The following is a 20,733-nucleotide window of genomic DNA, read 5'->3' as shown; positions in this document are numbered from 1 at the left end:
TCAACCACAGATGCACACAGATAAACACGGATTTGGTGTGATTTTTATTTGCTACTAATACCAGAGATAGAGATGGCTTCGGTTCGTGTCTCCACGAAACGAATTGGTTTAGTGGTTCGTGGAGACACGAACCAAGGCAAATATAAAATTTTCGACTCCTTTAAACTTTTCAGCGAGACAAATTCTAAACCAATGACCAATGACCAATGACCAACAATCCAACTATTTAAACTACCTTTGTGGCAGAAACATGCACACAGCTTGTTTAATTAAACCAGATCACATTGGCTCAACAAGAACAAAATAACCGCAAAGAAAAAAGCGAGTTACACCCACGCAACAAACACCGTTCGCGTTACAATTTCAAACAACTTATCGCAGCATCAAAAGAACTTAAGCATTTCGTTTTCAAAAATGAACACAATGATGATTCTATTGATTTTGCAGATCAAAGTGCTGTTAAGGCATTAAACAAAGCATTATTAAAGTACTTTTATAATATTTCACAGTGGGATATTCCTAAGGATTATTTATGTCCGCCTATTCCTGGTCGTGCAGATTATATTCACTATGTTGCTGATCTTTTAGGGTCGAGCAGTAAAGGAAAAATCCCTAAAGGAGCAAACGTTAATGTATTGGATATTGGAGTTGGGTCTAATTGTATTTATCCAATAATTGGACATCAAGAATATGGTTGGAACTTTGTCGGTTCTGAAATCGATCCACTTTCGGTAGATTCGGCCAAACGGATTATTGATGCCAATAAACCATTACAAGGCGCTGTAGAAATCCGTCAACAACCTTCAAAAATGGGTATTTTTAGAGGTGTTGTAGGTGGTAAGGAACGTTTTGATGCAGTTGTTTGTAATCCACCTTTTCACTCTTCTTTAAAAGAAGCGGAACAAGGTACCCGTCAGAAATGGCGCAATTTGGGTGGAAAAGAGAAAGAAGTGAAACACGTTTTAAATTTTGGTGGAAACAAGGCTGAGCTTTGGTGCCCAGGTGGCGAACGTGCTTTTGTTGAACAGATGATTATTCAAAGCGAGCAAATTAAAAATCAAGTTTTGTGGTTTACCTCTTTGGTTTCTAAAAGTGCCAATTTGAAAAGTATTTACAGCGCTTTGGTTAAGGCAAATGCTTTCGAAGTTACAACTGTTCAAATGTCGCAAGGACAAAAAATAAGTCGTTTTGTAGCGTGGACTTTCCATGATGAAGCAGCGCAGGCCGAATGGGTAAAGGGATGGAAAACAGAGCCGAAAAAGGAAGCTCCAAAACCTGAAGTAAAAAGTATCTAACTTTAAAAATATAAGCAAAGCCGGATTAGCTGTTAAAAGTTGATCCGGCTTTTTTGTGTACTATTTTTTTGTGGATTAAAAATCTGAAGTTAGATGATCTAGAAAAATTTCTATTCTCAATTAACTTGTTTTAGCATCAAAAATATAACCTGCTAAAGCTGTAATAACCATGGCTACGGTTCCCCAAAAGCAAATTCTGATTACACCTTTCAGCATATTAGAACCTCCTGCTTTTGCTGCCAATGCGCCAGATAACGCTAAGAAAACAATTGCAAACCCATACTGATAGAAAACCATTGATTTTATTGGGGCAAAAAACGCCACTAAAAATGGCAGGATTCCACCACTAACAAAAGAAGCACCTGATGCAAAGGCTGCCTGTAAAGGTTTTGGCTGAGTATGCTCGTTAATGCCTAATTCGTCTCTTGCATGAGCTTCCAAAGCATCTTTTTCGGTAAGTTTAAGAGCAACTTGCATGGCCAAATCTTCATCCAAACCTTGGGAAACATAAATTTTTGCGAGTTCTTTTAGTTCAACCTCGGGCATGGTTTCCAACTCCATTTTTTCCCGTTGCAAATCTGCTTTTTCAATATCGGCTTGCGAGCTAACAGAAACATATTCGCCAGCCGCCATAGATAAGGAGCCAGCAACCAAGCCTGCTAAAGCCGCCAAAACAATCGGACTTCTAGTATCGCTTGCTGCGGCAATGCCGATAACCAAACTTGTTGTAGAAATAATTCCATCGTTAGCACCAAGTACAGCAGCCCTGAGCCAGCCGGTTCTGTTTGTGTAATGTTCTTCTAATTGCATTTTCAGTTTGGTTAACTGTTCCAAATTTAACTAAATGCTTCTTGGTTTAATGCTGCGATATTAATCCAGAAAGATTCTAATGTTTACTTCTTTTCGTAAACAATCAAAATTACCAAGTCATTATTTGGATTGGGTGCAATCCCGTGAGCACTTCCTGGACGCGTTAAAATGGCATCACCAGTTTTTACAGGAAACGTTTTTCCATTCATTTGCATTTTTCCGTTACCGCTGATAACATAATAAATTTCATCTTCTTTTTGTAAATGGTAACCTATTGAAGAGCCCGGTTTCAAAATCCTTTTTCTGAAGGCTGTTTTCAAATTCTTTGCTTCTCCAAAAAAATTAAAACCAATGGTTTTGCCACCTCCAGCATGCGTTCCAGGTTCTTCCTTTGCTACATTTATATCATTTTGGAGGATATATTTTGCGGTATCTATGCTTTGTGCTTTAGCATTAAGGCAAGCGATGGTTGCAATAAAGGCAATCGCTATTAGAATGAATTTCTTCTTCATGAGTTTTTTTTAATATTTGGTTTTCAGCTTTGGTCTTTCGACTCTAGTCTTTGGTCTTTCATCTTTCAAAGTAAATTTAGGCGTTTTGTTTGGTTGTTGCCAAAAGCACAGAACTTTGTTATCTAAACCCGATCGGAGCGAGCACGGAGTGTAACGAAGTAAAGTATAGAGCGGGGCTGAATGCGCCATAATGCAATTCCTTACATTTTCCTGAAAAAAGGGCTCAAATAATATGGTTTTAGATTTGAATTCCGTTGCAATAATATTAGCTTTGCACAAAAAAAATATTGATACATGAGCGTTTTAGTAAATAAAGATTCTAAGGTTATCGTTCAGGGTTTTACCGGAAACGAAGGAACTTACCATGCTGAGCAGATGCTGGCCTATGGTACAAACGTAGTTGGTGGTGTTACCCCTGGCAAAGGTGGGCAATTGCATTTAGATAAGCCTGTTTTTAATACTGTTAAAGATGCTGTTGACCAAACGGGAGCAAATGTATCTATCATTTTCGTTCCACCGGCTTTTGCTGCTGATGCGATTATGGAAGCTGCCGAAGGTGGTATTAAAGTTATTGTTTGTATTACTGAAGGTATCCCGACTAAGGATATGATTCAGGTTAAAGAATATATTTCTGATCGTGATGTTACACTTATCGGCCCTAACTGCCCAGGTGTAATTACTGCTGATGAAGCTAAAATTGGTATCATGCCAGGCTTTATCTTCAAAAAAGGTCATGTGGGTGTAGTTTCAAAATCTGGAACTTTAACTTATGAAGCTGTAGATCAGGTTGTTAAAGCTGGTTTAGGGATTACTACTGCAATCGGTATTGGTGGTGATCCAATTATTGGAACAACTACAAAACAAGCTGTAGAATTGTTAATGAACGATCCTGATACACACGGCATCATCATGATTGGTGAAATTGGTGGCGGAATGGAAGCTGAGGCTGCTCGTTGGATTAAAGAACATGGTACTAAGCCTGTTGTTGGTTTCATTGCTGGTCAAACTGCACCTGCGGGACGTAGAATGGGTCATGCTGGTGCTATTGTTGGCGGTGCTGATGATACTGCAGCTGCTAAAATGAAAATTATGCGTGAGTGTGGTATTCGTGTAGTAGAAAGTCCCGCTGAAATAGGTGCTGCAATGGCAGAAGAATTAGCAAAATAAAAGTTTCACCCTGTTAAAGTTTGAGGGTAGGTTTGGTTTGTGCTGTCTCTCTCCAGAAAAGAGGGAATTCGAGTTTATTATTACAACCCAAAGCATAGGGTTTCGTTATAGGAAAGCGCTTCGATTATTCGAGGCGCTTTTTTTATAGCCACAGCCAGTGAAAGGTAAAGCAACTTGGAATTCTTATTTTCAAGGTTGCCACGGAAACACAGAGTACACGGAAATATAAAGGGGAAAAAAAACGAGAAATTTAATTAGCTTAGGTTCAAATTATCTTTTATGAATTATGAATTAGACAAGATAATTTTCCCTTTAAAACGAGACTGATTTAATTATTAATGCTGCAATCGAAGTTCATAAAAATTTAGGTTGTGGTTTCTTAGAGGTTGTTTATAAAGACGCACTTTGTATTGAATTTGAAAGCAGGGGCTACTTTTATGAAAGAGAAAGGCATTATCCGGTGTACTATAAAGATATTTTATTATCGCACAGCTTTTATGCGGATTTTATAATTTTCGATTCTGTGATTTAGAAGTTAAATCTAAGAATGAAATTGCAAATGAAGATTTAGCCCAAACTATAAACTACCTAAAATGTTCTGAGTGTAAAGTTGGTTTAGTTCTAAACTTTGGTAAATCAACTTTAGAAATAAGGCGTGTTGTTTTCTAGATTAGTTAAGTTTTCCGTGTCTTCCGTGCTTCCGTGGCAATATTCTCTTTTATCATCTCTTTGTAAACACTATTACAAACCTTTAAAGCAACAAACCAAAACAAAATCTATAGCGTATATTGTAGCATGAGAATGATGTTAAATAAACTATTTTTAATTTCTGCTGTTGTTTTAATTACAAGTCTTTCTGCCTGTGCACAAAAGAAAGACAAAGCAAAAGAAGAGCAGTCTACAGAGCAAATTATATCAAAGAAAAAAATGAACTGGAATCCGTTAACCCCTGAAGAAGAAAGAGTAATTGTTAATAAAGGAACTGAGTACCCAGGTACTGGTAAATACGAGCATACCACAGATAAAGGAACCTATACTTGTAAACGTTGTAACGCAGCTTTATATCGCTCTGAAAGTAAGTTTGATGCACATTGCGGCTGGCCGGCATTTGATGATGAAATTAAAGGTGCTGTAAAGCGTCATACCGATGCCGATGGTTCTCGTACAGAAATAGTTTGTGCTAACTGTGGTGCACATTTAGGTCACGTATTTTTGGGCGAAGGATTTACCAATAAAGACACTCGTCACTGTGTAAATTCTATCTCAATGAATTTCGTGCCGGATAAAAAATAAGGTGGGTAGAGTAGGGTTAGGTAGAGGCGTATAACGATAAGTTGTACGCCTTTTTTTGTATATGTAGATTTGTGATTTTTTCTTAGAAAACAAGCTCGTTTTTTGCTCCTAATCCAATGCTTTTGGTCACCAGACTTTAGACTTCGGATCTTCGATTTTTCCACAAATTATTGATTATAAACTAAATGCTTATATTTGCAGGCTCGATAAAGAAAATTTAGCCTATGAAGTATCTTCTGTTATTAAGTTTTAGCTTTCTGTTTTTTCAGAGCAATGCGCAAAATTCTGATTCATCAAATGAACCGGATAGTATCAAAAAAACGGTTCTTGCAACTTATTATAATAGAAAATTCGAAGGTCGCCGAACCACAAGTGGCGCAAAATACAGAGCTAAAAAACTCACAGCCGCACATAGATCTTTACCTTTTGGAACCAAGGTTACCGTAACCAATCCAGATAATGGAAAATCGGTAACTGTTAAGGTAAACGATAGAGGTCCTTTTGTAAAAAGATTGGCTATAGATTTATCGGAAAGCGCTGCAAAACAGATCGGTATCTTCCATAAAGGCGTTGCTCGGGTTAAAGTCAGCTACACCCTAGAGTAATACTCTTTTTTGCTCTAAAACCTGTCTATTTTACCTCCAAAATTTAAGTTATTAACACTTATTTTGGTTTCCTAAACCCTTAAAAAGAAATGATTAGCTTTTTTTTCGCTCGAAAATGATAATTAGCTGATTGATTTATCCACTGATTTCAAGGTAGTGTTAACAACTTTGATTCACAAAAAGTACCTCTGCTATATATATTTGTTTAACAAAGTTCTTTAACTTCTTGCGCTTTAAAACAAATATAAAAGCTTAGTTTTTAGTAATTTATAAGTCTATCTCTGTGATTGAAAATTTAAATTTACCTAACTAAAAACTAAGTTGTTTGCTAAGCGGCGAGGTTAGCACTTTCACTACAGCGTTTTGATAAAAGACATTACAATCACCATATAAAATTGGTGGATGCGTGCCTTTGTCGGCTCTGTGCAAATTGAAGATTAAAAAAACATCAGCATATGGAACAGGAATTACTACTACAAGAAAACAAAGATAGATTTGTGCTATTGCCAATTAAATATCCGGCAATATGGGAGATGTACAAGAAGACCGAAGCTAGTTTCTGGACGGCAGAAGAAATCGATCTTTCTGACGATCAAAAACACTGGGACAACTTGAACGATGGCGAAAGACATTTCATTTCTCACATTCTTGCTTTCTTTTCTGCTAGTGATGGTATTGTTAACGAAAACCTTGCTGTAAACTTCATGAGCGAAGTTCAGTTACCTGAAGCTCGTTGTTTTTATGGTTTCCAGATTATGATGGAAAATATCCATGCTGAAACCTATGCCTTATTAATTGATACTTATATTAAAGATCCAGAAGAGAAAGACCGTTTGTTCCATGCGATTGATACTGTTCCGGCAGTTAAAAGAAAGGCAGAATGGGCATTACGATGGATTGATAATGGAACTTTTGCAGAACGCTTAGTGGCGTTTGCTGCGGTTGAAGGTATTTTCTTCAGCGGAAGTTTCTGCTCCATTTTCTGGTTAAAAAAACGCGGCTTAATGCCAGGATTAACTTTCAGTAACGAGCTAATTTCTAGAGATGAAGGTTCTCATTGCGAATTCGCCTGCTTGTTATACAGCATGTTGAGCAACAAATTAAGCGAAGAACAGGTTCACGGAATTATCAGCGATGCTGTAGAAATTGAAAAGGAATTTATTACAGAAGCTTTACCAGTTGCTTTAATTGGTATGAATGCGAAATTAATGAGCCAGTATATCGAATTCGTAGCCGATAGATGGTTACAAGAATTGGGTTACACAAAAATTTACAATGCAACCAACCCATTCGATTTTATGGAAATGATTTCATTGCAGGGTAAAACCAATTTCTTCGAGAAACGTGTTGGAGATTATCAAAAAAGTGGTGTATTAACCTCTGCTGATAATAACAAACAAGCGTTCTCTTTAGACGAAGACTTTTAAGAAAGCTTAAAGCAAAAAGACTAAAGCTTAAAGCCCCCATGCATCGTGATTGCGAGGAACGAAGCAATCTTTTGTGTAGAAAACTAATAATAATTATAAACGCGAAAGGTTAGGTCTTAATACTTGACAATCGCTACTTGATACTAAAATAAAATACACGCCTTAAAAAGCCCTTTCCTTTTGGGGAGGGTTGGGAGGGGCTTAAATCTCATAAATTATGTTCGTACACAAAAGAGATGGCCGCAAAGAAGCGGTACAATTTGACAAAATAACTGCCCGCATTCAAAAGCTATGCTACAGTTTAAATTCAGACCTTGTAGATCCAATCGATGTAGCCAAAAAGGTTATCGAAGGTTTATATGATGGCGTAACAACCTCTGAATTAGATAACCTTGCTGCTGAAACTGCCGCATCGTTAACTACAAAACACCCAGATTATGCGTTGTTGGCATCGCGTATTGCGGTTTCTAACTTGCATAAAAATACCATCAAATCATTTTCAGGTACGATGAAGATGTTGCATGAGTATTTTGATCCCAAAGCACAAAAATCTGCTCCGCTTATTGCAGATGATGTTATGGAGATCATCACCAAAAATGCAGATATCTTAGATAGTACGATTATCTACGATCGTGATTTTGGTTTCGATTATTTTGGTTTTAAAACATTAGAGAAATCTTATCTTCTAAAAGTTAACGGTAAAATCGTTGAGCGTCCGCAACATCTTTTCATGCGTGTATCAGTTGGTATCCACAAAGAAGATATTGATAGCGTAATCAAAACCTACAACTTAATGAGCGAGCGTTGGTTTACACATGCTACACCAACCTTATTTAACGCTGGTACACCTAAACCTCAAATGTCATCGTGTTTCTTGTTAACTATGCAAGATGATAGCATTGAAGGAATTTATGATACATTAAAACAAACCGCTAAAATTTCTCAAAGTGCTGGTGGTATTGGTTTAAGCATCCACAACATCCGTGCAACGGGTTCATATATTGGTGGTACAAATGGTACAAGTAACGGCATTATTCCAATGTTGCGTGTATTTAACGATACCGCTCGTTACGTAGATCAAGGTGGAGGTAAACGTAAAGGTGCCTTCGCAATCTATTTAGAGCCTTGGCATGCAGATGTTTTCGAATTCTTAGACTTGCGTAAAAACCACGGTAAAGAAGAAATGCGAGCCCGTGATTTGTTCTACGCCCTTTGGATTAACGATTTGTTTATGCAACGTGTTAAAGATAATGGCGAATGGACTTTATTTTGTCCGCATGAAGCACCAGGTTTGGCAGATTGTTTCGGTGCAGAATTCGAAGCTTTGTACACTAAATACGAAGCTGAAGGTCGTGGTCGTAAAACCATTAAAGCACAAGAACTTTGGTTTGCTATTTTAGATTCGCAAATTGAAACCGGTACACCTTATATGTTGTTTAAAGATGCAGCGAACAGCAAATCTAACCAACAAAATTTAGGTACCATTAAGAGCTCTAACTTGTGTACTGAGATTATCGAGTACACCTCTAAAGATGAAGTTGCAGTTTGTAACTTAGCATCATTAGCTTTGCCTCGTTTCGTAATCGGCGGTCAGTTCGATCACCAAAAATTATACGATGTAACTTATCAAGCTACGTTAAACTTGAATAAAATCATCGATCATAACTACTATCCTGTTGTAGAGGCAGAAAACTCAAACATGCGTCACCGTCCGGTTGGTTTAGGTGTGCAAGGTTTGGCTGATGCTTTTATCTTAATGCGTTTACCTTTCGAAAGTGATGAGGCAAAACGTTTAAACAAAGATATTTTCGAAACGATTTATTTCGCATCGATGACGGCATCTCATGATTTAGCGGTAAAAAATGGTGCTTACCAAACTTTCAAAGGCTCACCATTATCTAAAGGTAAATTCCAATTCGATTTATGGAATGTAACGCCAGATAGCGGTCGTTGGGATTGGAATGCATTACGTAAGAAAGTAGTTAAAGATGGTGTTTATAACTCATTGTTAGTTGCACCGATGCCAACAGCATCTACATCTCAAATTCTAGGCAACAACGAATGTTTCGAGCCTTATACCTCAAATATCTACACTCGTCGTGTATTAAGTGGAGAATTTGTGGTGGTAAACAAACACTTATTGAAAGATTTAGTTGCTTTAGGTTTGTGGGATAACGATATGAAAAACAAAATCATATTGGCCAATGGATCGGTTCAAGCAATTGATGCAATTCCAGATTATATCAAAGAATTGTACAAAACAGTTTGGGAAATTAAAATGCGTAATATCATCGATATGGCTGCCGATCGTGGTGCTTATATCTGCCAATCGCAATCATTAAACTTGTTTATCAATGCGCCGAATACTTCAAAATTAACTTCAATGCACTTCTACGCATGGGAGAAAGGATTGAAAACCGGTATGTATTATTTACGTACTCAAGCAGCATCACAAGCGGTTAAATTTACGGTAGAAAATCAAGGTGGTAAAGCAATTGAGGCGGTTATTCCAGCTGAAATGACACAAGATCAAGTTGCAGAAGAAATCGTTGACGGACCAGTTTGTTCAATGGAAGAAGGCTGTATCAGCTGTTCAGGTTAAATTAACACGTCATTGCGAGGCTGGACAAGAGTGAGCCGAAGCAATCCCCGTGTTTCTTTGCAGAAACTTGAATCACATATTCAAAATTAAGTAAGGTTTTGAGCAAACGCTCAAAACCTTATTTTTTGTCGTTACTTTTGTAGCGCAATAGTTCATTTGTCAATGGTTCACTAGTCTCAACAGCGCCAAATACCAATGAACTAATGACCGATGAACCAATGAACACTCACAAACATAGCAAGCACGAAATCATTCCCTGCGAAAGATGCGGAACCGCTATTGAATGCAAGGCTAATTCTTATACCAAATGCCAATGTAGCGCAGTACAACTCAGCATTAACGAAGTACAATATATCTCAGAATTGTACGACGGTTGTTTGTGTGCTAAATGCCTGTTCGAATTACAACAAGAATATCGAGAAGAAATAGGGGTTTAATCCACTTAACCTGAGTTCGATCATTAAAATACCTTTTACAATCGCCGTGAGCACTACTTTATAAGAACGGTCGTCATTGCGAAACTGGCCACATGTGCGAGCTGAAGCAATCTTTTTTGTCTAACAGATTGCTTCGTGCCTCCCAATGGCGGACACAGTGCTTATACCACTGTTTTCAAGAAATATAAATTTAACTCAGATTATTACGCAGTTTCTTAGTATATGTGTTTGAGAAAATTCGCAAGTTTTAATCCTTTTGAAAAGAATGTTTCTGTGCGTTTCGGTTACCGTAGTCCCGCTTTCCCTACAAGCACAATGAAAAATTGTGGCTTTTCGTCCAATAAGGTTTAAATAACAGAATACATTCGCTCATCTCAACACCTTTCCGCATTCCTAACCTGTATCATTTTTGACCCAAGTGTCTAGGTCCGAAACAGGACATGTTTTTTTAACTTATTAACAATTCCTAATTATTCTCTATAGGAGTATTCGAGATGAAACCTAAAACGTTAGTTTTGGTGTTTTTGATGAGGTTTAAACAGTGATTTCGAGAAATGTCAAGTACAGGTGGTATTTATACTTATATCGCTCTCAAATCATCCTTGAGGCCTTAAAATCGATGAAGATATATATTGAAAATCGATGTTAAATCTCATAACAAAGCACTTCATTTGCTATCAATATCATGCTTAATAAATGGTTTATTAGGTTAAAAAAAATAGAAAATACATAATATTATGGAAGCGCTCATTTCTAATTACTGGTGGGTTTTAGTGGCACTGTTGTGCGTAGTTTTATACAAATATATTTTACGGTTTTTATTTGGGATGGTAATCGTTCCCGAAGATAGAATCGGGTTAATTACCAAAAAATTTGTGCTCTTCGGTTCGGATAAAGAATTGCCAGATGGAAGAATTATTGCCGTAAGAGGCGAGGCAGGTTTTCAAGGCAAAACATTAGCACCGGGATTATATTTCGGGATGTGGTTTTGGCAGTATAGCGTAACCATGGAACAATTCACCATCATTCCCGAGGGTAAAATTGGGTTGATTATGGCCAAGGATGGTTCGGAAATCCCGACAGGAAATATCCTCGGACAGAGAGTAGAATCTGATAATTTTCAAGATGCTGTGAAGTTTCTTGATAACGGCGGACAAAGAGGCCGGCAGACTTCTTACATCACCTCTGGTTCCTACCGGATTAACACCATGTTGTTTCAAGTATCGGTTACCGATATGATCCGGATTCAAGAAAGTATGGTTGGTATTGTAACCACTTTAGATGGTTTGCCAATCGAGGCCAATCAAATTGCGGGTAAACTGGTCGATGGACATAACAACTTCCAAAACTTCGATAATTTTATTAAAAACGGCGGTAATCGTGGTTTGCAACCTCAGGTAATTTTGGCAGGTTCTTATAACTTAAATCCATGGGCAATCCAAATGGAAGAAATTCCAATGACAGAAATTGCAATTGGTTATGTTGGGGTCGTTATTTCTTACATCGGTACCGAAGGCAGCGATTTAACGGGCGCCGATTTTAAACACGGTAACATAGTTGGAAAAGGTTCTAAAGGTGTTTGGTTAGAACCGCTTGGACCAGGGAAATACCCGATTAATAAATACATTATGAAGGTAGAATTGGTGCCAACAACTAACTTGGTATTAAATTGGGCATCTGCTCGAAGTGAAGCACATAACTTGGATAAGAACTTATCAACCATCACAGTGCGTTCAAAAGATGGTTTCCCTTTTAACTTAGATGTGGCACAAATTATTCACGTTCCAACAACTGAAGCGCCAAAAGTTATTGCCCGATTCGGTAACATGGTAAATTTGGTTTCGCAGGTTTTAGAACCCACAATTGGTAACTATTTCCGTAACTCGGCACAGGACAGCGATGTAATTGCTTTTTTGAGTACCCGTAAAGAGCGTCAGGAATCGGCGAAAGAGCACATTCGTAAGGTATTAGATGAATATAATGTGAATGCGGTTGATACCTTGATTGGTGACATTGTTCCGCCAGAAGCGCTAATGAAAACGCTAACGGATCGTAAAATTGCCGAAGAGGAACAAAAAACCTATCAAACGCAAAAAATGGCGCAAGAACAGCGTCAAGGGATGGAGAAAGAAACCGCGATTGCCGATATGCAGAAAGATATTGTTAAGGCGCAACAAAGTGTTGAAATAGCTGAGCGTACCGCAAGTGCTACAGTTAAAAAATCAGAAGGTGATGCCGCCGGCGTAAAACTAGCCGTTGGTGCAGAAGCTGAAGCCACAAAAATGCGGGCACATGCAGAAGCTGAAGCAACAAAAGCAAGAGCACAAGCAGATTCTGAGGCAATTAAATTAAGAGCTTCAGCAGAGGCAGAACAAATTTCGCTAACGGGTAGTGCTGAAGCGGGTAAAATTTTAGCCGTTGGTAAATCTACTGCAGAATCTTACGAATTGGCAGTTAAAGCTTTAGGTGGCGAAAACTTTACGCGGTATAAAATTACAGAAGAATTATCGAAGGGTAATGTTAAGTTAATCCCTGATGTATTAATTGGAGGCAATGGAAACAACGGTGGCTCAGCGATGGATGGTTTGTTGGGTCTGAAATTAATGGAGCTTATGGATCCACAACAGCGAAAAGAAGTAGTAGCAGTTGCTGAAATTATAGAAACAAAACCAAAACCAAAAAGGGACAACATTAACCCTTAATTTTATTTTAATACTGAAAGCCTCGATGAAAATCGGGGCTTCTTTTGTTTCCGTTGACTGAAGCCAAACGGCAATGACATCGAACGTGATTATAAACCCGAGTTCCTTAATATTTCTTGAAAACAATAATTATAGGCGCCATGTCAGTCCTTGCGGGGCACGAAGCAATCTATTTTAGGCAAGAAAGATTGCTTCAGCTCGTAAAAGTCCAGCTTCGCAATGACGAGCGTTCTTATAATATGCTCACAGCGATTGTAAAAGACATTTTTAATTAGCAAAATCAGGTTATCTGATATGAATTCATTGCAGGCTGCTTTAGCTGCCTGAACATAAATAAATTTCCATCGGCTTTAGCCAAAATTATACATCCTGCAACCTCAAATATTTCCAACACTTTAACCTCTCTAAACGAGATAGAAGTAGCAGCCTATTGGTTTTACTTTAAGTTTTGACAACTCTAATAGCGTTGTAGAAAGAGAGTTGTCAAAACTGAAACCACTAGTTACAATTGATAGTTCGACTAACAATTAATCAGAATTATTGTCTTTGTTCCAAAGAAACTCCTTCGGAGCTTTTCTAAAAAACAATTACACAATTATGCCGTTCTACTTTTAAACAAAATAGTAACTTTGACGAAAATTTTGAATGAATGAATTTTGTGCCAAAGGCATCCCTATGGGAAATGAGTGAATGGCGTATTAGCAGTAACATTCTATCATTTAATCGTTCTTTCATTCTATCATTTCAATAAACATGAAGAAAGTAAAAGTTGGCTTGGTACAAATGACTTGTACTAAAAATAAGCAGGAAAATTTAGATAAAGCGATTGTTAAAGTAAGAGAAGCAGCTTCAAAAGGTGCTCAAATTGTGTGTTTACAAGAACTTTTTACTTCATTATATTTCTGCGATGTGGAGGATTATGACAATTTCGATTTAGCTGAAGCTATTCCTGGTCCATCTACGGATGCTTTACAGGTTGTGGCTAAAGAATTGGGGGTTGTTATTATCGCCTCATTATTTGAGAAACGTGCAGCTGGTATTTACCACAATACAACTGCAGTTTTAGATGCTGATGGTTCTTATTTAGGCAAGTATCGTAAGATGCATATTCCAGATGATCCAGCTTTTTACGAGAAATTTTATTTCACTCCCGGCGATTTAGGCTATAAGGTTTTCGAAACTAAATTTGCTAAAATTGGGATCTTAATTTGTTGGGATCAATGGTATCCTGAAGCATCTCGTATTACCGCTTTAATGGGTGCTGATATCATGTTTTATCCAACCGCAATTGGCTGGGATACCACACAGGATGAAGAAACCAACCAAGATCAATACAATGCTTGGCAAACCATTCAACGTTCGCATTCGGTTGCTAACGGCGTTCCGGTAGTGAGTGTAAACCGAGTTGGTTTTGAGCAAGATGGTGCCATGAAATTTTGGGGCGGTAGTTTTGCCACAAATGCACAAGGCAAGTTGCTCTATTTGGCATCGCACGACAATGAAGAAACAGAAGTTGTTGAGTTGGATTTAGATCAAAGTGACTTTATGCGCAAACATTGGCCGTTTTTAAGAGATAGAAGAATCGATTCTTATCAGCCGATAACAAAAAGGTATATAGATAACGATTAAGCGCAAAGGTTAAAGACCAAAGTTTAAAGCGAAAAACTTCATAAGCGATCGTCATTGCGAGGCACGAAGCAATCTTATTTGATAAGTAAAAATAGATTGCTTCGTGCCTCGCAATGACGAAAAATAAAATATGTCTGTCATAAAACTACACAAATGTCAAATTTCCCTCCAAGAGAAGATTCAAATATTAATCAATTCGATTATTCTCCGAAACAACAAGGTTATGCTTTCCCTGCAGAATGGGTAAAACATGAAGCCACTTGGTTAAGTTGGCCACATAAGGAAGCTTCATGGCCAGGGAAAATTGAAAAGATCTATAAACCTTATTGTCAATTTATTAAAGCGGTAGCCGAAGGCGAAATAGTCCGGGTCAATGTTAAGGATGAAGAAATGAAAGCTTTTGCTGTTTCAGAATTAACAAAAGTTGATGCGGATTTAAGTCAGATAGAATTTTATTTCAACGAAACAAATGATGCCTGGTGTCGCGACCACGGACCCGCATTTTTGCTTAAGGGAAATGAAAAAGCAGTTGTAGATTGGGGCTATAATGCTTGGGGCGGAAAATATCCGCCGTTTGATTTGGATGATGTAGTTCCAACCAAAATCGCTAAGTCTTTCGATTTGCCTTTATTTACACCCGATATTGTGATGGAAGGCGGTTCGGTAGAATTTAATGGATCTGGAACGATTTTAACCACTACAGCTTGTTTGTTGAACGAAAATCGCAATCCACATTTAACCAAAGAACAGATTGAAAAATACTTGCTCGAATATTACGGACAAGAACAGGTTTTATGGTTGGGTGATGGAATTGTGGGTGATGATACAGACGGACACATCGACGACATTACACGTTTCGTAAACGAGGATACTGTTTTAACAGTTGTAGAAAGTAATCCATTGGATGAAAACTATATCCTCTTACAAGAAAATTTGGAGACTTTAAAAGCTCTGAAATTGAAAGATGGTCGCTCACTTAATATTGTAGTGTTGCCAATGCCATCTCCAGTTATCTATGAAGATACCCGCTTGCCAGCATCCTATGCAAACTTTTACATTGCCAACTCAGCGGTAATTGTGCCTGTTTTTGATGATGTAAATGATCAGAAAGCTTTGGATATTATTCAGGGCTGTTTCCCGGATAGAAAAATTATTGGGATAAATTCAGTTGATTTAATTTGGGGATTGGGAAGTTTTCATTGTTTAAGTCAACAGGAACCGGCGGTTTAAATGAAGTATAATGACCAATTAATAAGCGAAATGATAAATTCAAAAAGACTTAGGTTAAGTTTTTGGGATAAAATTTCACATTATTGGATTGTGATTTTAATGCTTTTTGGAACTGGTTTTTATTGGTATCAGATTATTAAAGGTTACTTTAACAAAATAGAGCCCGCTTACCACAGTTCTGAGGAATTATTTAATGTTGGTTTTTGCTTTCTAATAATTGCTATCTTATTTTTTGCTATTCAATATCGTAGATTAACTTTTAAAAAGGTAATTATTGACTATCCTGAAACCAAATTTAAAAGAGCACTATATATAACAGTTAAAGAAAATGGGTGGAATGTTTTAAGTAAAAATAATGTTTACGTTATCGCATTTCACAAAACTCGTACATATTTTAACTCTGGAGAGATAATTACAATTATTAAAATTGAAAACGGAATTTTGATTAATAGTATTTGTGATCCAAGTGCCAAAACGGCTTTGTTTTCTTTTGGGTGGAATAGAAAGAATAGAAATGCCTTTATTCGTAATTTAGAATCGAAGGTATTGGAATAGAATAACTAAAATAAAAAATTTTAGTTTTTGGATTAATATTAACTTTACAACAGTTTAAATTTTTTATACATTATATAAAAGTCCCCTTTAGGGGATTTAGGGGTTATGAAATTACTAGAAGGAAAAACAGCATTAATTACTGGCGCATCGAAAGGGATTGGTCGTAAAATAGCTGAAAAATTTGCTGAGCAAGGTGCTAACGTTGCTTTTACCTATTTATCATCAGTAGAAAAGGGTGAAGCTTTAGAGCAAGAATTGCAAAGTTTTGGAACAAAGGTTAAGGGTTACCGTTCTGATGCATCAAAATTTGCAGAAGCTGAACAACTAATCAATGATATAGTTGCCGAATTTGGAACAATTGATATCGTTGTAAATAACGCTGGTATAACAAAAGATGGTTTATTGATGCGCATGAGCGAAGAAAATTGGGATGACGTAATTAACATCAACCTAAAATCAGTATTCAACGTAACCAAAGCAGCCTCGAAAGTGATGATGAAAGCCCGTAAAGGTGTTTTTATTAACATGAGCTCGGTTGTGGGTGTTACCGGTAATGCAGGACAAGCAAATTATGCGGCTTCAAAAGCAGGCATTATTGGCTTTACAAAATCAGTAGCTAAAGAATTAGGCTCTAGAAATATTCGTGCAAATGTAGTTGCTCCAGGTTTTATCCGTACCGAAATGACTGAGGTTTTAGATCCTGCAGTAGTTGCAGGTTGGGAAAAGGATATTCCACTTAAACGTGCAGGCGAAACTGAAGATATTGCGAATGTTTGCGTGTTTTTAGCATCAGATATGAGCGCTTACGTTACCGGACAAACTTTATCGGTTTGTGGCGGAATGCTGTAAGAAAGTTAGAAGGTGAAAAGGTTTTTTTTCTATCTTTTTTGCTATTCGGGGTTTGCAATCCCGTCTTTCTTAACACATTTTTAATCTTTAAATAATATGGATTAAAAATCCATAATTCGAACGATCGAGATTACAAATTTCGACCAACAGGATTTAAGGTGGAAGGTTTTCTTTCTGTCTTTTTTGCTAGTCGGGATTTGCAATCCCGTCTTTCCTAACACATTTTTAATCTTTAAATAATACGGATTACAAATCCATTATTCAAACGATGGAGATTACAAATCTCGACCAACTGGAGCTTAAAAACCCAAGATAAAAGCGAAAACCTACTAGTTTTAAAACTCTAAGTAGGTTTTTTTATTTTACAACATACTTCCCCTTAACTTCATCAATTTTTGGCGAAACCTTATTCTTCTCAAAAGCCAAGTAACCTACTTGCAAAATTTTCCAAAAACTACCTTGTGCGGGAAACTGAGCTAAATATTTCTTCATATTTCCATCTGTCATTTTGAAAGGATAAATGTTAACCGGAATTTTTTCCTGACCAGAATTTCTAGCTTCAACACCTAAAATATAAACTTCTTTAATCTTTTCATCTGTTAAGGGAATGCACCCAACAGTTACACAATTTCCATGAATATAAATATCACCTCCTGGTTTTCTATCCTTTCCAGTTCTGGCCAAGTCAACATTATTTGGGTAATTAACGCCAAGCGATAGATGGAAACTGCTCATGGGATTAAAAACATTAATGTAATAAAACCCCTCTGGTGTTTGTCCATCACCTTCAATAACTTTTGGTCCGATAGTGCCAGAATGTGCGCAGAAATCGTAGGTTCTAAATAAAGAAAATTTCTTGTCTGTTTTTCCTTTTAACCAAATTTCCAGTTTTCCCTCTGTTTTATAGGCGTTGATCACCATGGAGAAATCATCTCCATATCCACCAGCCTTTACAAACTTTTTTAAATCTTCCCATTTTTCGTTGTAGGCTTTTTCTACTCTCTCGAATTTAATTTGGGTTGCTTTAAAATTGTTTTGAGCATTAACCATGACGCTTAGAGATAATAAAAATGTTAAACAGATTAATTTCATAAAATTTGGTTTGGATAAAGCTAAATATTTAATAGTAAATTTTGCCACGGAAACACAGATTTACACGGAATTAATTCTTTCTTTTCCGTGCTTTCTGTGTTTCCGTGGCAAGAAATAACGAACTTTTAATTTCAGTGCCCTCTGTGGTAAAAACCTTTTGCGTAAATTCCTTGCGGCCTTTGCGGTTAAACACAAAATTAGCATCTTTATAAAATATGAATGGCTTTTTTGCTGGTACGTCTATTTTGTATTTTCTCGGTTGCCTTGCTTTGGGTGCACTATATGCTTGGTTGCTTTACCGAAGCAATAAAAATCTCGATAAGAAATTACTTTATGGATTAACGGCAATCAGAATAATTGCTGTAACCACTATCGCTTGGCTCATATTTGCACCTTTAATTAAAACGCTGAATTATACTTTGGATAAGCCAATAATCCTAATTGGGCAAGATAATTCTCTTTCAGTTGGGCAAATTAAAGCATTGGGTTTTGACCAGAAACTGTACGAGCAAAACCTTAAAGTTTTACAAGATAAATTATCGGATAAATATGAGGTAAAAACCTATCATTTTGGAGATTCTGTTGCAGATGGATTTGATTTTAAAAACCAGGCTAAATTAACGGATGCCTCCGCATTTTTCCAAAAGGTAAGAGACGAATATACCAATAGAAATGTTGGCGCAATTGTACTTGCTACAGATGGTATATTTAATCATGGTGGGAACCCACTTTATAGCATAAATCAAATTAATGCACCTGTTTACAGCATTGCGCTAGGCGATAGCATTCCAAAACGCGATGTATTAATTTCGAATGTAAATTACAATAACATCGTTTATTTAGATGATGATTTTACGATTGAAGTTCAGGTTCAGGCATTTCAAAGTAATGGAGAAAGCTCAACTCTAAGTATCAATCAAAATGGGGCAAAGGTTGAGCAACAAAGTATTGCAATTAGTGGGAATTCTTTCGTAAAAACTATTCCATTAAAATTGCATGCTGGTAAAATTGGTGTTCAGAAATATACTGTCCAAGTTGGCGCATTGAAGAATGAAATTACAACCAAAAATAATTCGCAAACATTTTACGTTGAGGTAATTGATGGAAGGCAAAAAGTATTAATTGCTTCAGTGGCTCCACATCCTGACTTAAGTGTTTTAAAAGAAGCCATATCCCTCAATAAACATTACGAAGCCAAACTAGCACTTGCTGATGATTTAAATTCAATTGATCCATCAAAATTTGATTTAATCATTCTTTATCAATTACCTGATGAGCAAAATATTTCAGCTGGCTTTTTACAAAAACTGGCAAATTTTAAAAAACCGATTTGGTATATTCTTGGTGCGCAAAGCAATATTAATGCTTTTAATAAAATTCAAAATCAGGTTAATTTGGGGTCAGCAAATGGATCGGTTCAAGAGGTTTATCCAGATTTAGCGAATGGCTTTACAAGTTTTAACTTATCGGAAGAAGGTAAAAAGCAATTTGCAACTTTCGACCCATTATTGATGCCATTCGGTAGATTAACTGTTAATGCAAGTGCTACACCCGTTTTTAATCAAAGGATTGGGAAAATTAGTACGCAACAACCATTATTGTTCTTCACAAACGAGAACGGTTTAAAAGCTGGTTATTTAATGGGGGAGGGTTTGTGGCGCTGGAAATTATCAGAAGCCGAAAACGAAATTGAACAATCTGTATTGAACAATCTAATTTCCAAAACGGTTCAATATCTTTCTGTTAAGGATGATAAGCGGAGATTTAAGGTTTTTACTTCTAAATCTGCATACGATGAAAATGAATCGATTCAGTTTAATGGAACGCTTTACAACGATAGCTATCAACCTGTAAATGAATCAGAAGTTAATCTTCAAGTAAAAAACGAAGCCGGAAAAGTCTTCAACTATGTTTTTTCCAAGACCGAAAACGGTTATCAGCTTGATGCTGGAACAATGACAGCTGGAAATTATTCATATACAGCTAATACTACGCTAGGGGGAAAAAAATTTACGGCCACTGGGAGTTTTTATGTAAATGCATTAATTGCTGAATATCAACAAACTACAGCTAATCACCAATTGCTGAATACAATCTCCAAACAAAGCAATGGTAAGATGTTTATGCCAGCAGATTTACTACAAATTGCCGATGAAATTCTAAAAAATGAAAACATTAAAACCATTAGTTATGAAGACCGTAAGTACAACGAGCTCATTAATATGAAATGGTTGTTTGGATTAATATTGGTTTTAATAAGTTTAGAGTGGTTTTTAAGAAAACGGAATGGAGAACTGTAAGTTTGAGGAATTGAATATAAATTTAACCGTAACGTACGCAAAGAAAAATCGCAAAAAACACAAAGTCGATAAAGGTTTCTAAGGTGGTGAATTAAAAATCTCAAACGCTTTCAACTCTAATTTCCTTTATTAATAAGTTTTTAGATATTTCAATTACACAAATAAACTTGTGTTTTGTTATATAATATAATAATTTGTTATGTTTGACTGTGAAATGAGCTTAACTCA

At 36.7% G+C, this 20,733-nt stretch carries 16 protein-coding genes and 1 pseudogene; 14 read left to right on the top strand and 3 right to left on the bottom strand.

Annotated elements, in window-relative coordinates:
* Positions 1-284: 284 nt before the first annotated feature.
* On the top strand, positions 285-1,295 hold the full coding sequence (gene rlmF / locus H7U22_RS04500; RefSeq protein ID WP_187070153.1) for a 23S rRNA (adenine(1618)-N(6))-methyltransferase RlmF: 1,011 nt from the start codon (positions 285-287) through the stop codon (positions 1,293-1,295).
* Positions 1,296-1,415: 120 nt separating this feature from the next.
* Here rlmF and H7U22_RS04495 read toward each other — a convergent pair whose 3' ends face one another.
* Both H7U22_RS04495 and H7U22_RS04490 read right to left on the bottom strand, forming a co-directional pair.
* Positions 1,416-2,105: a VIT1/CCC1 transporter family protein gene (locus H7U22_RS04495; RefSeq protein WP_187070152.1), complete on the bottom strand. Its 690-nt coding sequence runs from the start codon at positions 2,103-2,105 to the stop codon at positions 1,416-1,418.
* A gap of 83 nt (positions 2,106-2,188) precedes the next feature.
* Positions 2,189-2,617: a cupin domain-containing protein gene (locus H7U22_RS04490; RefSeq protein ID WP_187070151.1), complete on the bottom strand. Its 429-nt coding sequence runs from the start codon at positions 2,615-2,617 to the stop codon at positions 2,189-2,191.
* Between the two features lie 294 nt (positions 2,618-2,911).
* Between H7U22_RS04490 and sucD the strand changes: the two genes are divergently transcribed.
* The 12 genes and pseudogenes from sucD to fabG all read left to right on the top strand — a co-directional run bounded on the left by sucD (position 2,912) and on the right by fabG (position 17,113).
* Positions 2,912-3,784 (top strand): succinate--CoA ligase subunit alpha, encoded by an 873-nt coding sequence (gene sucD, locus H7U22_RS04485; RefSeq protein ID WP_187070150.1) that lies wholly within the window; start codon positions 2,912-2,914, stop codon positions 3,782-3,784.
* A gap of 331 nt (positions 3,785-4,115) precedes the next feature.
* Positions 4,116-4,453: pseudogene (locus H7U22_RS23470) on the top strand (GxxExxY protein).
* A gap of 126 nt (positions 4,454-4,579) precedes the next feature.
* Positions 4,580-5,077 (top strand): methionine-R-sulfoxide reductase, encoded by a 498-nt coding sequence (locus H7U22_RS04475; protein WP_187070149.1) that lies wholly within the window; start codon positions 4,580-4,582, stop codon positions 5,075-5,077.
* A 224-nt stretch (positions 5,078-5,301) separates the two neighbouring features.
* The gene (locus H7U22_RS04470; RefSeq protein ID WP_187070148.1) at positions 5,302-5,682 is read left to right on the top strand and encodes a septal ring lytic transglycosylase RlpA family protein; all 381 of its coding nucleotides are present in this window, start codon (positions 5,302-5,304) and stop codon (positions 5,680-5,682) included.
* A gap of 455 nt (positions 5,683-6,137) precedes the next feature.
* The gene (locus H7U22_RS04465; RefSeq protein ID WP_187070147.1) at positions 6,138-7,109 is read left to right on the top strand and encodes a ribonucleoside-diphosphate reductase small subunit; all 972 of its coding nucleotides are present in this window, start codon (positions 6,138-6,140) and stop codon (positions 7,107-7,109) included.
* Positions 7,110-7,326: 217 nt separating this feature from the next.
* Entirely contained in the window at positions 7,327-9,711 is a 2,385-nt protein-coding gene (locus H7U22_RS04460) for a ribonucleoside-diphosphate reductase subunit alpha (protein ID WP_187070146.1), read from the top strand.
* A 203-nt stretch (positions 9,712-9,914) separates the two neighbouring features.
* A complete protein-coding gene (locus tag H7U22_RS04455; RefSeq protein ID WP_317172936.1) occupies positions 9,915-10,148 on the top strand; it encodes a cysteine-rich CWC family protein in 234 nt (77 codons plus the stop codon).
* A 737-nt stretch (positions 10,149-10,885) separates the two neighbouring features.
* A complete protein-coding gene (locus tag H7U22_RS04450) occupies positions 10,886-12,850 on the top strand; it encodes an SPFH domain-containing protein (RefSeq protein ID WP_187070144.1) in 1,965 nt (654 codons plus the stop codon).
* 753 nt (positions 12,851-13,603) lie between these two features.
* The gene (locus tag H7U22_RS04445; RefSeq protein WP_187070143.1) at positions 13,604-14,479 is read left to right on the top strand and encodes a carbon-nitrogen hydrolase; all 876 of its coding nucleotides are present in this window, start codon (positions 13,604-13,606) and stop codon (positions 14,477-14,479) included.
* Positions 14,480-14,632: 153 nt separating this feature from the next.
* Positions 14,633-15,709, top strand: coding sequence for an agmatine deiminase family protein (locus tag H7U22_RS04440; protein ID WP_187070142.1), 1,077 nt, complete (start codon positions 14,633-14,635; stop codon positions 15,707-15,709).
* A 30-nt stretch (positions 15,710-15,739) separates the two neighbouring features.
* Positions 15,740-16,264, top strand: a complete 525-nt coding sequence (locus tag H7U22_RS04435) for a hypothetical protein (RefSeq protein ID WP_187070141.1) — start codon at positions 15,740-15,742, stop codon at positions 16,262-16,264.
* 105 nt (positions 16,265-16,369) lie between these two features.
* A complete protein-coding gene (fabG, locus tag H7U22_RS04430; protein WP_187070140.1) occupies positions 16,370-17,113 on the top strand; it encodes a 3-oxoacyl-[acyl-carrier-protein] reductase in 744 nt (247 codons plus the stop codon).
* Positions 17,114-17,470: 357 nt separating this feature from the next.
* Here fabG and H7U22_RS04425 read toward each other — a convergent pair whose 3' ends face one another.
* Entirely contained in the window at positions 17,471-18,205 is a 735-nt protein-coding gene (locus tag H7U22_RS04425) for a L,D-transpeptidase family protein (RefSeq protein WP_187070139.1), read from the bottom strand.
* Positions 18,206-18,420: 215 nt separating this feature from the next.
* On the opposite strand from H7U22_RS04425, the gene H7U22_RS04420 reads away from it, so the two are divergent.
* Entirely contained in the window at positions 18,421-20,505 is a 2,085-nt protein-coding gene (locus H7U22_RS04420) for a hypothetical protein (protein WP_187070138.1), read from the top strand.
* Positions 20,506-20,733: the final 228 nt, after the last annotated feature.

Origin of the sequence: Pedobacter fastidiosus (genome assembly GCF_014306625.1) — a bacterium.
Taxonomy (GTDB): Bacteria; Bacteroidota; Bacteroidia; order Sphingobacteriales; family Sphingobacteriaceae; genus Pedobacter; species Pedobacter fastidiosus.
Note: the sequence above shows the minus strand (reverse complement) of the source record. Positions and strands in the feature narration are given on the sequence as shown.

Excerpts from the sequence above, each read along its gene's own strand:
- fabG (WP_187070140.1), top strand. The coding sequence starts at position 16,370 with ATGAAATTACTAGAAGGAAAAACAGCATTAATTACTGGCGCATCGAAA.
- H7U22_RS04450 (WP_187070144.1), top strand. The coding sequence starts at position 10,886 with ATGGAAGCGCTCATTTCTAATTACTGGTGGGTTTTAGTGGCACTGTTG.
- H7U22_RS04470 (WP_187070148.1), top strand. The coding sequence starts at position 5,302 with ATGAAGTATCTTCTGTTATTAAGTTTTAGCTTTCTGTTTTTTCAGAGC.
- H7U22_RS04425 (WP_187070139.1), bottom strand. The coding sequence starts at position 18,205 with ATGAAATTAATCTGTTTAACATTTTTATTATCTCTAAGCGTCATGGTT.
- H7U22_RS04490 (WP_187070151.1), bottom strand. The coding sequence starts at position 2,617 with ATGAAGAAGAAATTCATTCTAATAGCGATTGCCTTTATTGCAACCATC.
- sucD (WP_187070150.1), top strand. The coding sequence starts at position 2,912 with ATGAGCGTTTTAGTAAATAAAGATTCTAAGGTTATCGTTCAGGGTTTT.
- H7U22_RS04465 (WP_187070147.1), top strand. The coding sequence starts at position 6,138 with ATGGAACAGGAATTACTACTACAAGAAAACAAAGATAGATTTGTGCTA.
- H7U22_RS04440 (WP_187070142.1), top strand. The coding sequence starts at position 14,633 with ATGTCAAATTTCCCTCCAAGAGAAGATTCAAATATTAATCAATTCGAT.
- H7U22_RS04460 (WP_187070146.1), top strand. The coding sequence starts at position 7,327 with ATGTTCGTACACAAAAGAGATGGCCGCAAAGAAGCGGTACAATTTGAC.
- H7U22_RS04435 (WP_187070141.1), top strand. The coding sequence starts at position 15,740 with ATGATAAATTCAAAAAGACTTAGGTTAAGTTTTTGGGATAAAATTTCA.
- H7U22_RS04455 (WP_317172936.1), top strand. The coding sequence starts at position 9,915 with ATGACCGATGAACCAATGAACACTCACAAACATAGCAAGCACGAAATC.
- H7U22_RS04420 (WP_187070138.1), top strand. The coding sequence starts at position 18,421 with ATGAATGGCTTTTTTGCTGGTACGTCTATTTTGTATTTTCTCGGTTGC.
- H7U22_RS04475 (WP_187070149.1), top strand. The coding sequence starts at position 4,580 with ATGAGAATGATGTTAAATAAACTATTTTTAATTTCTGCTGTTGTTTTA.
- H7U22_RS04495 (WP_187070152.1), bottom strand. The coding sequence starts at position 2,105 with ATGCAATTAGAAGAACATTACACAAACAGAACCGGCTGGCTCAGGGCT.
- H7U22_RS04445 (WP_187070143.1), top strand. The coding sequence starts at position 13,604 with ATGAAGAAAGTAAAAGTTGGCTTGGTACAAATGACTTGTACTAAAAAT.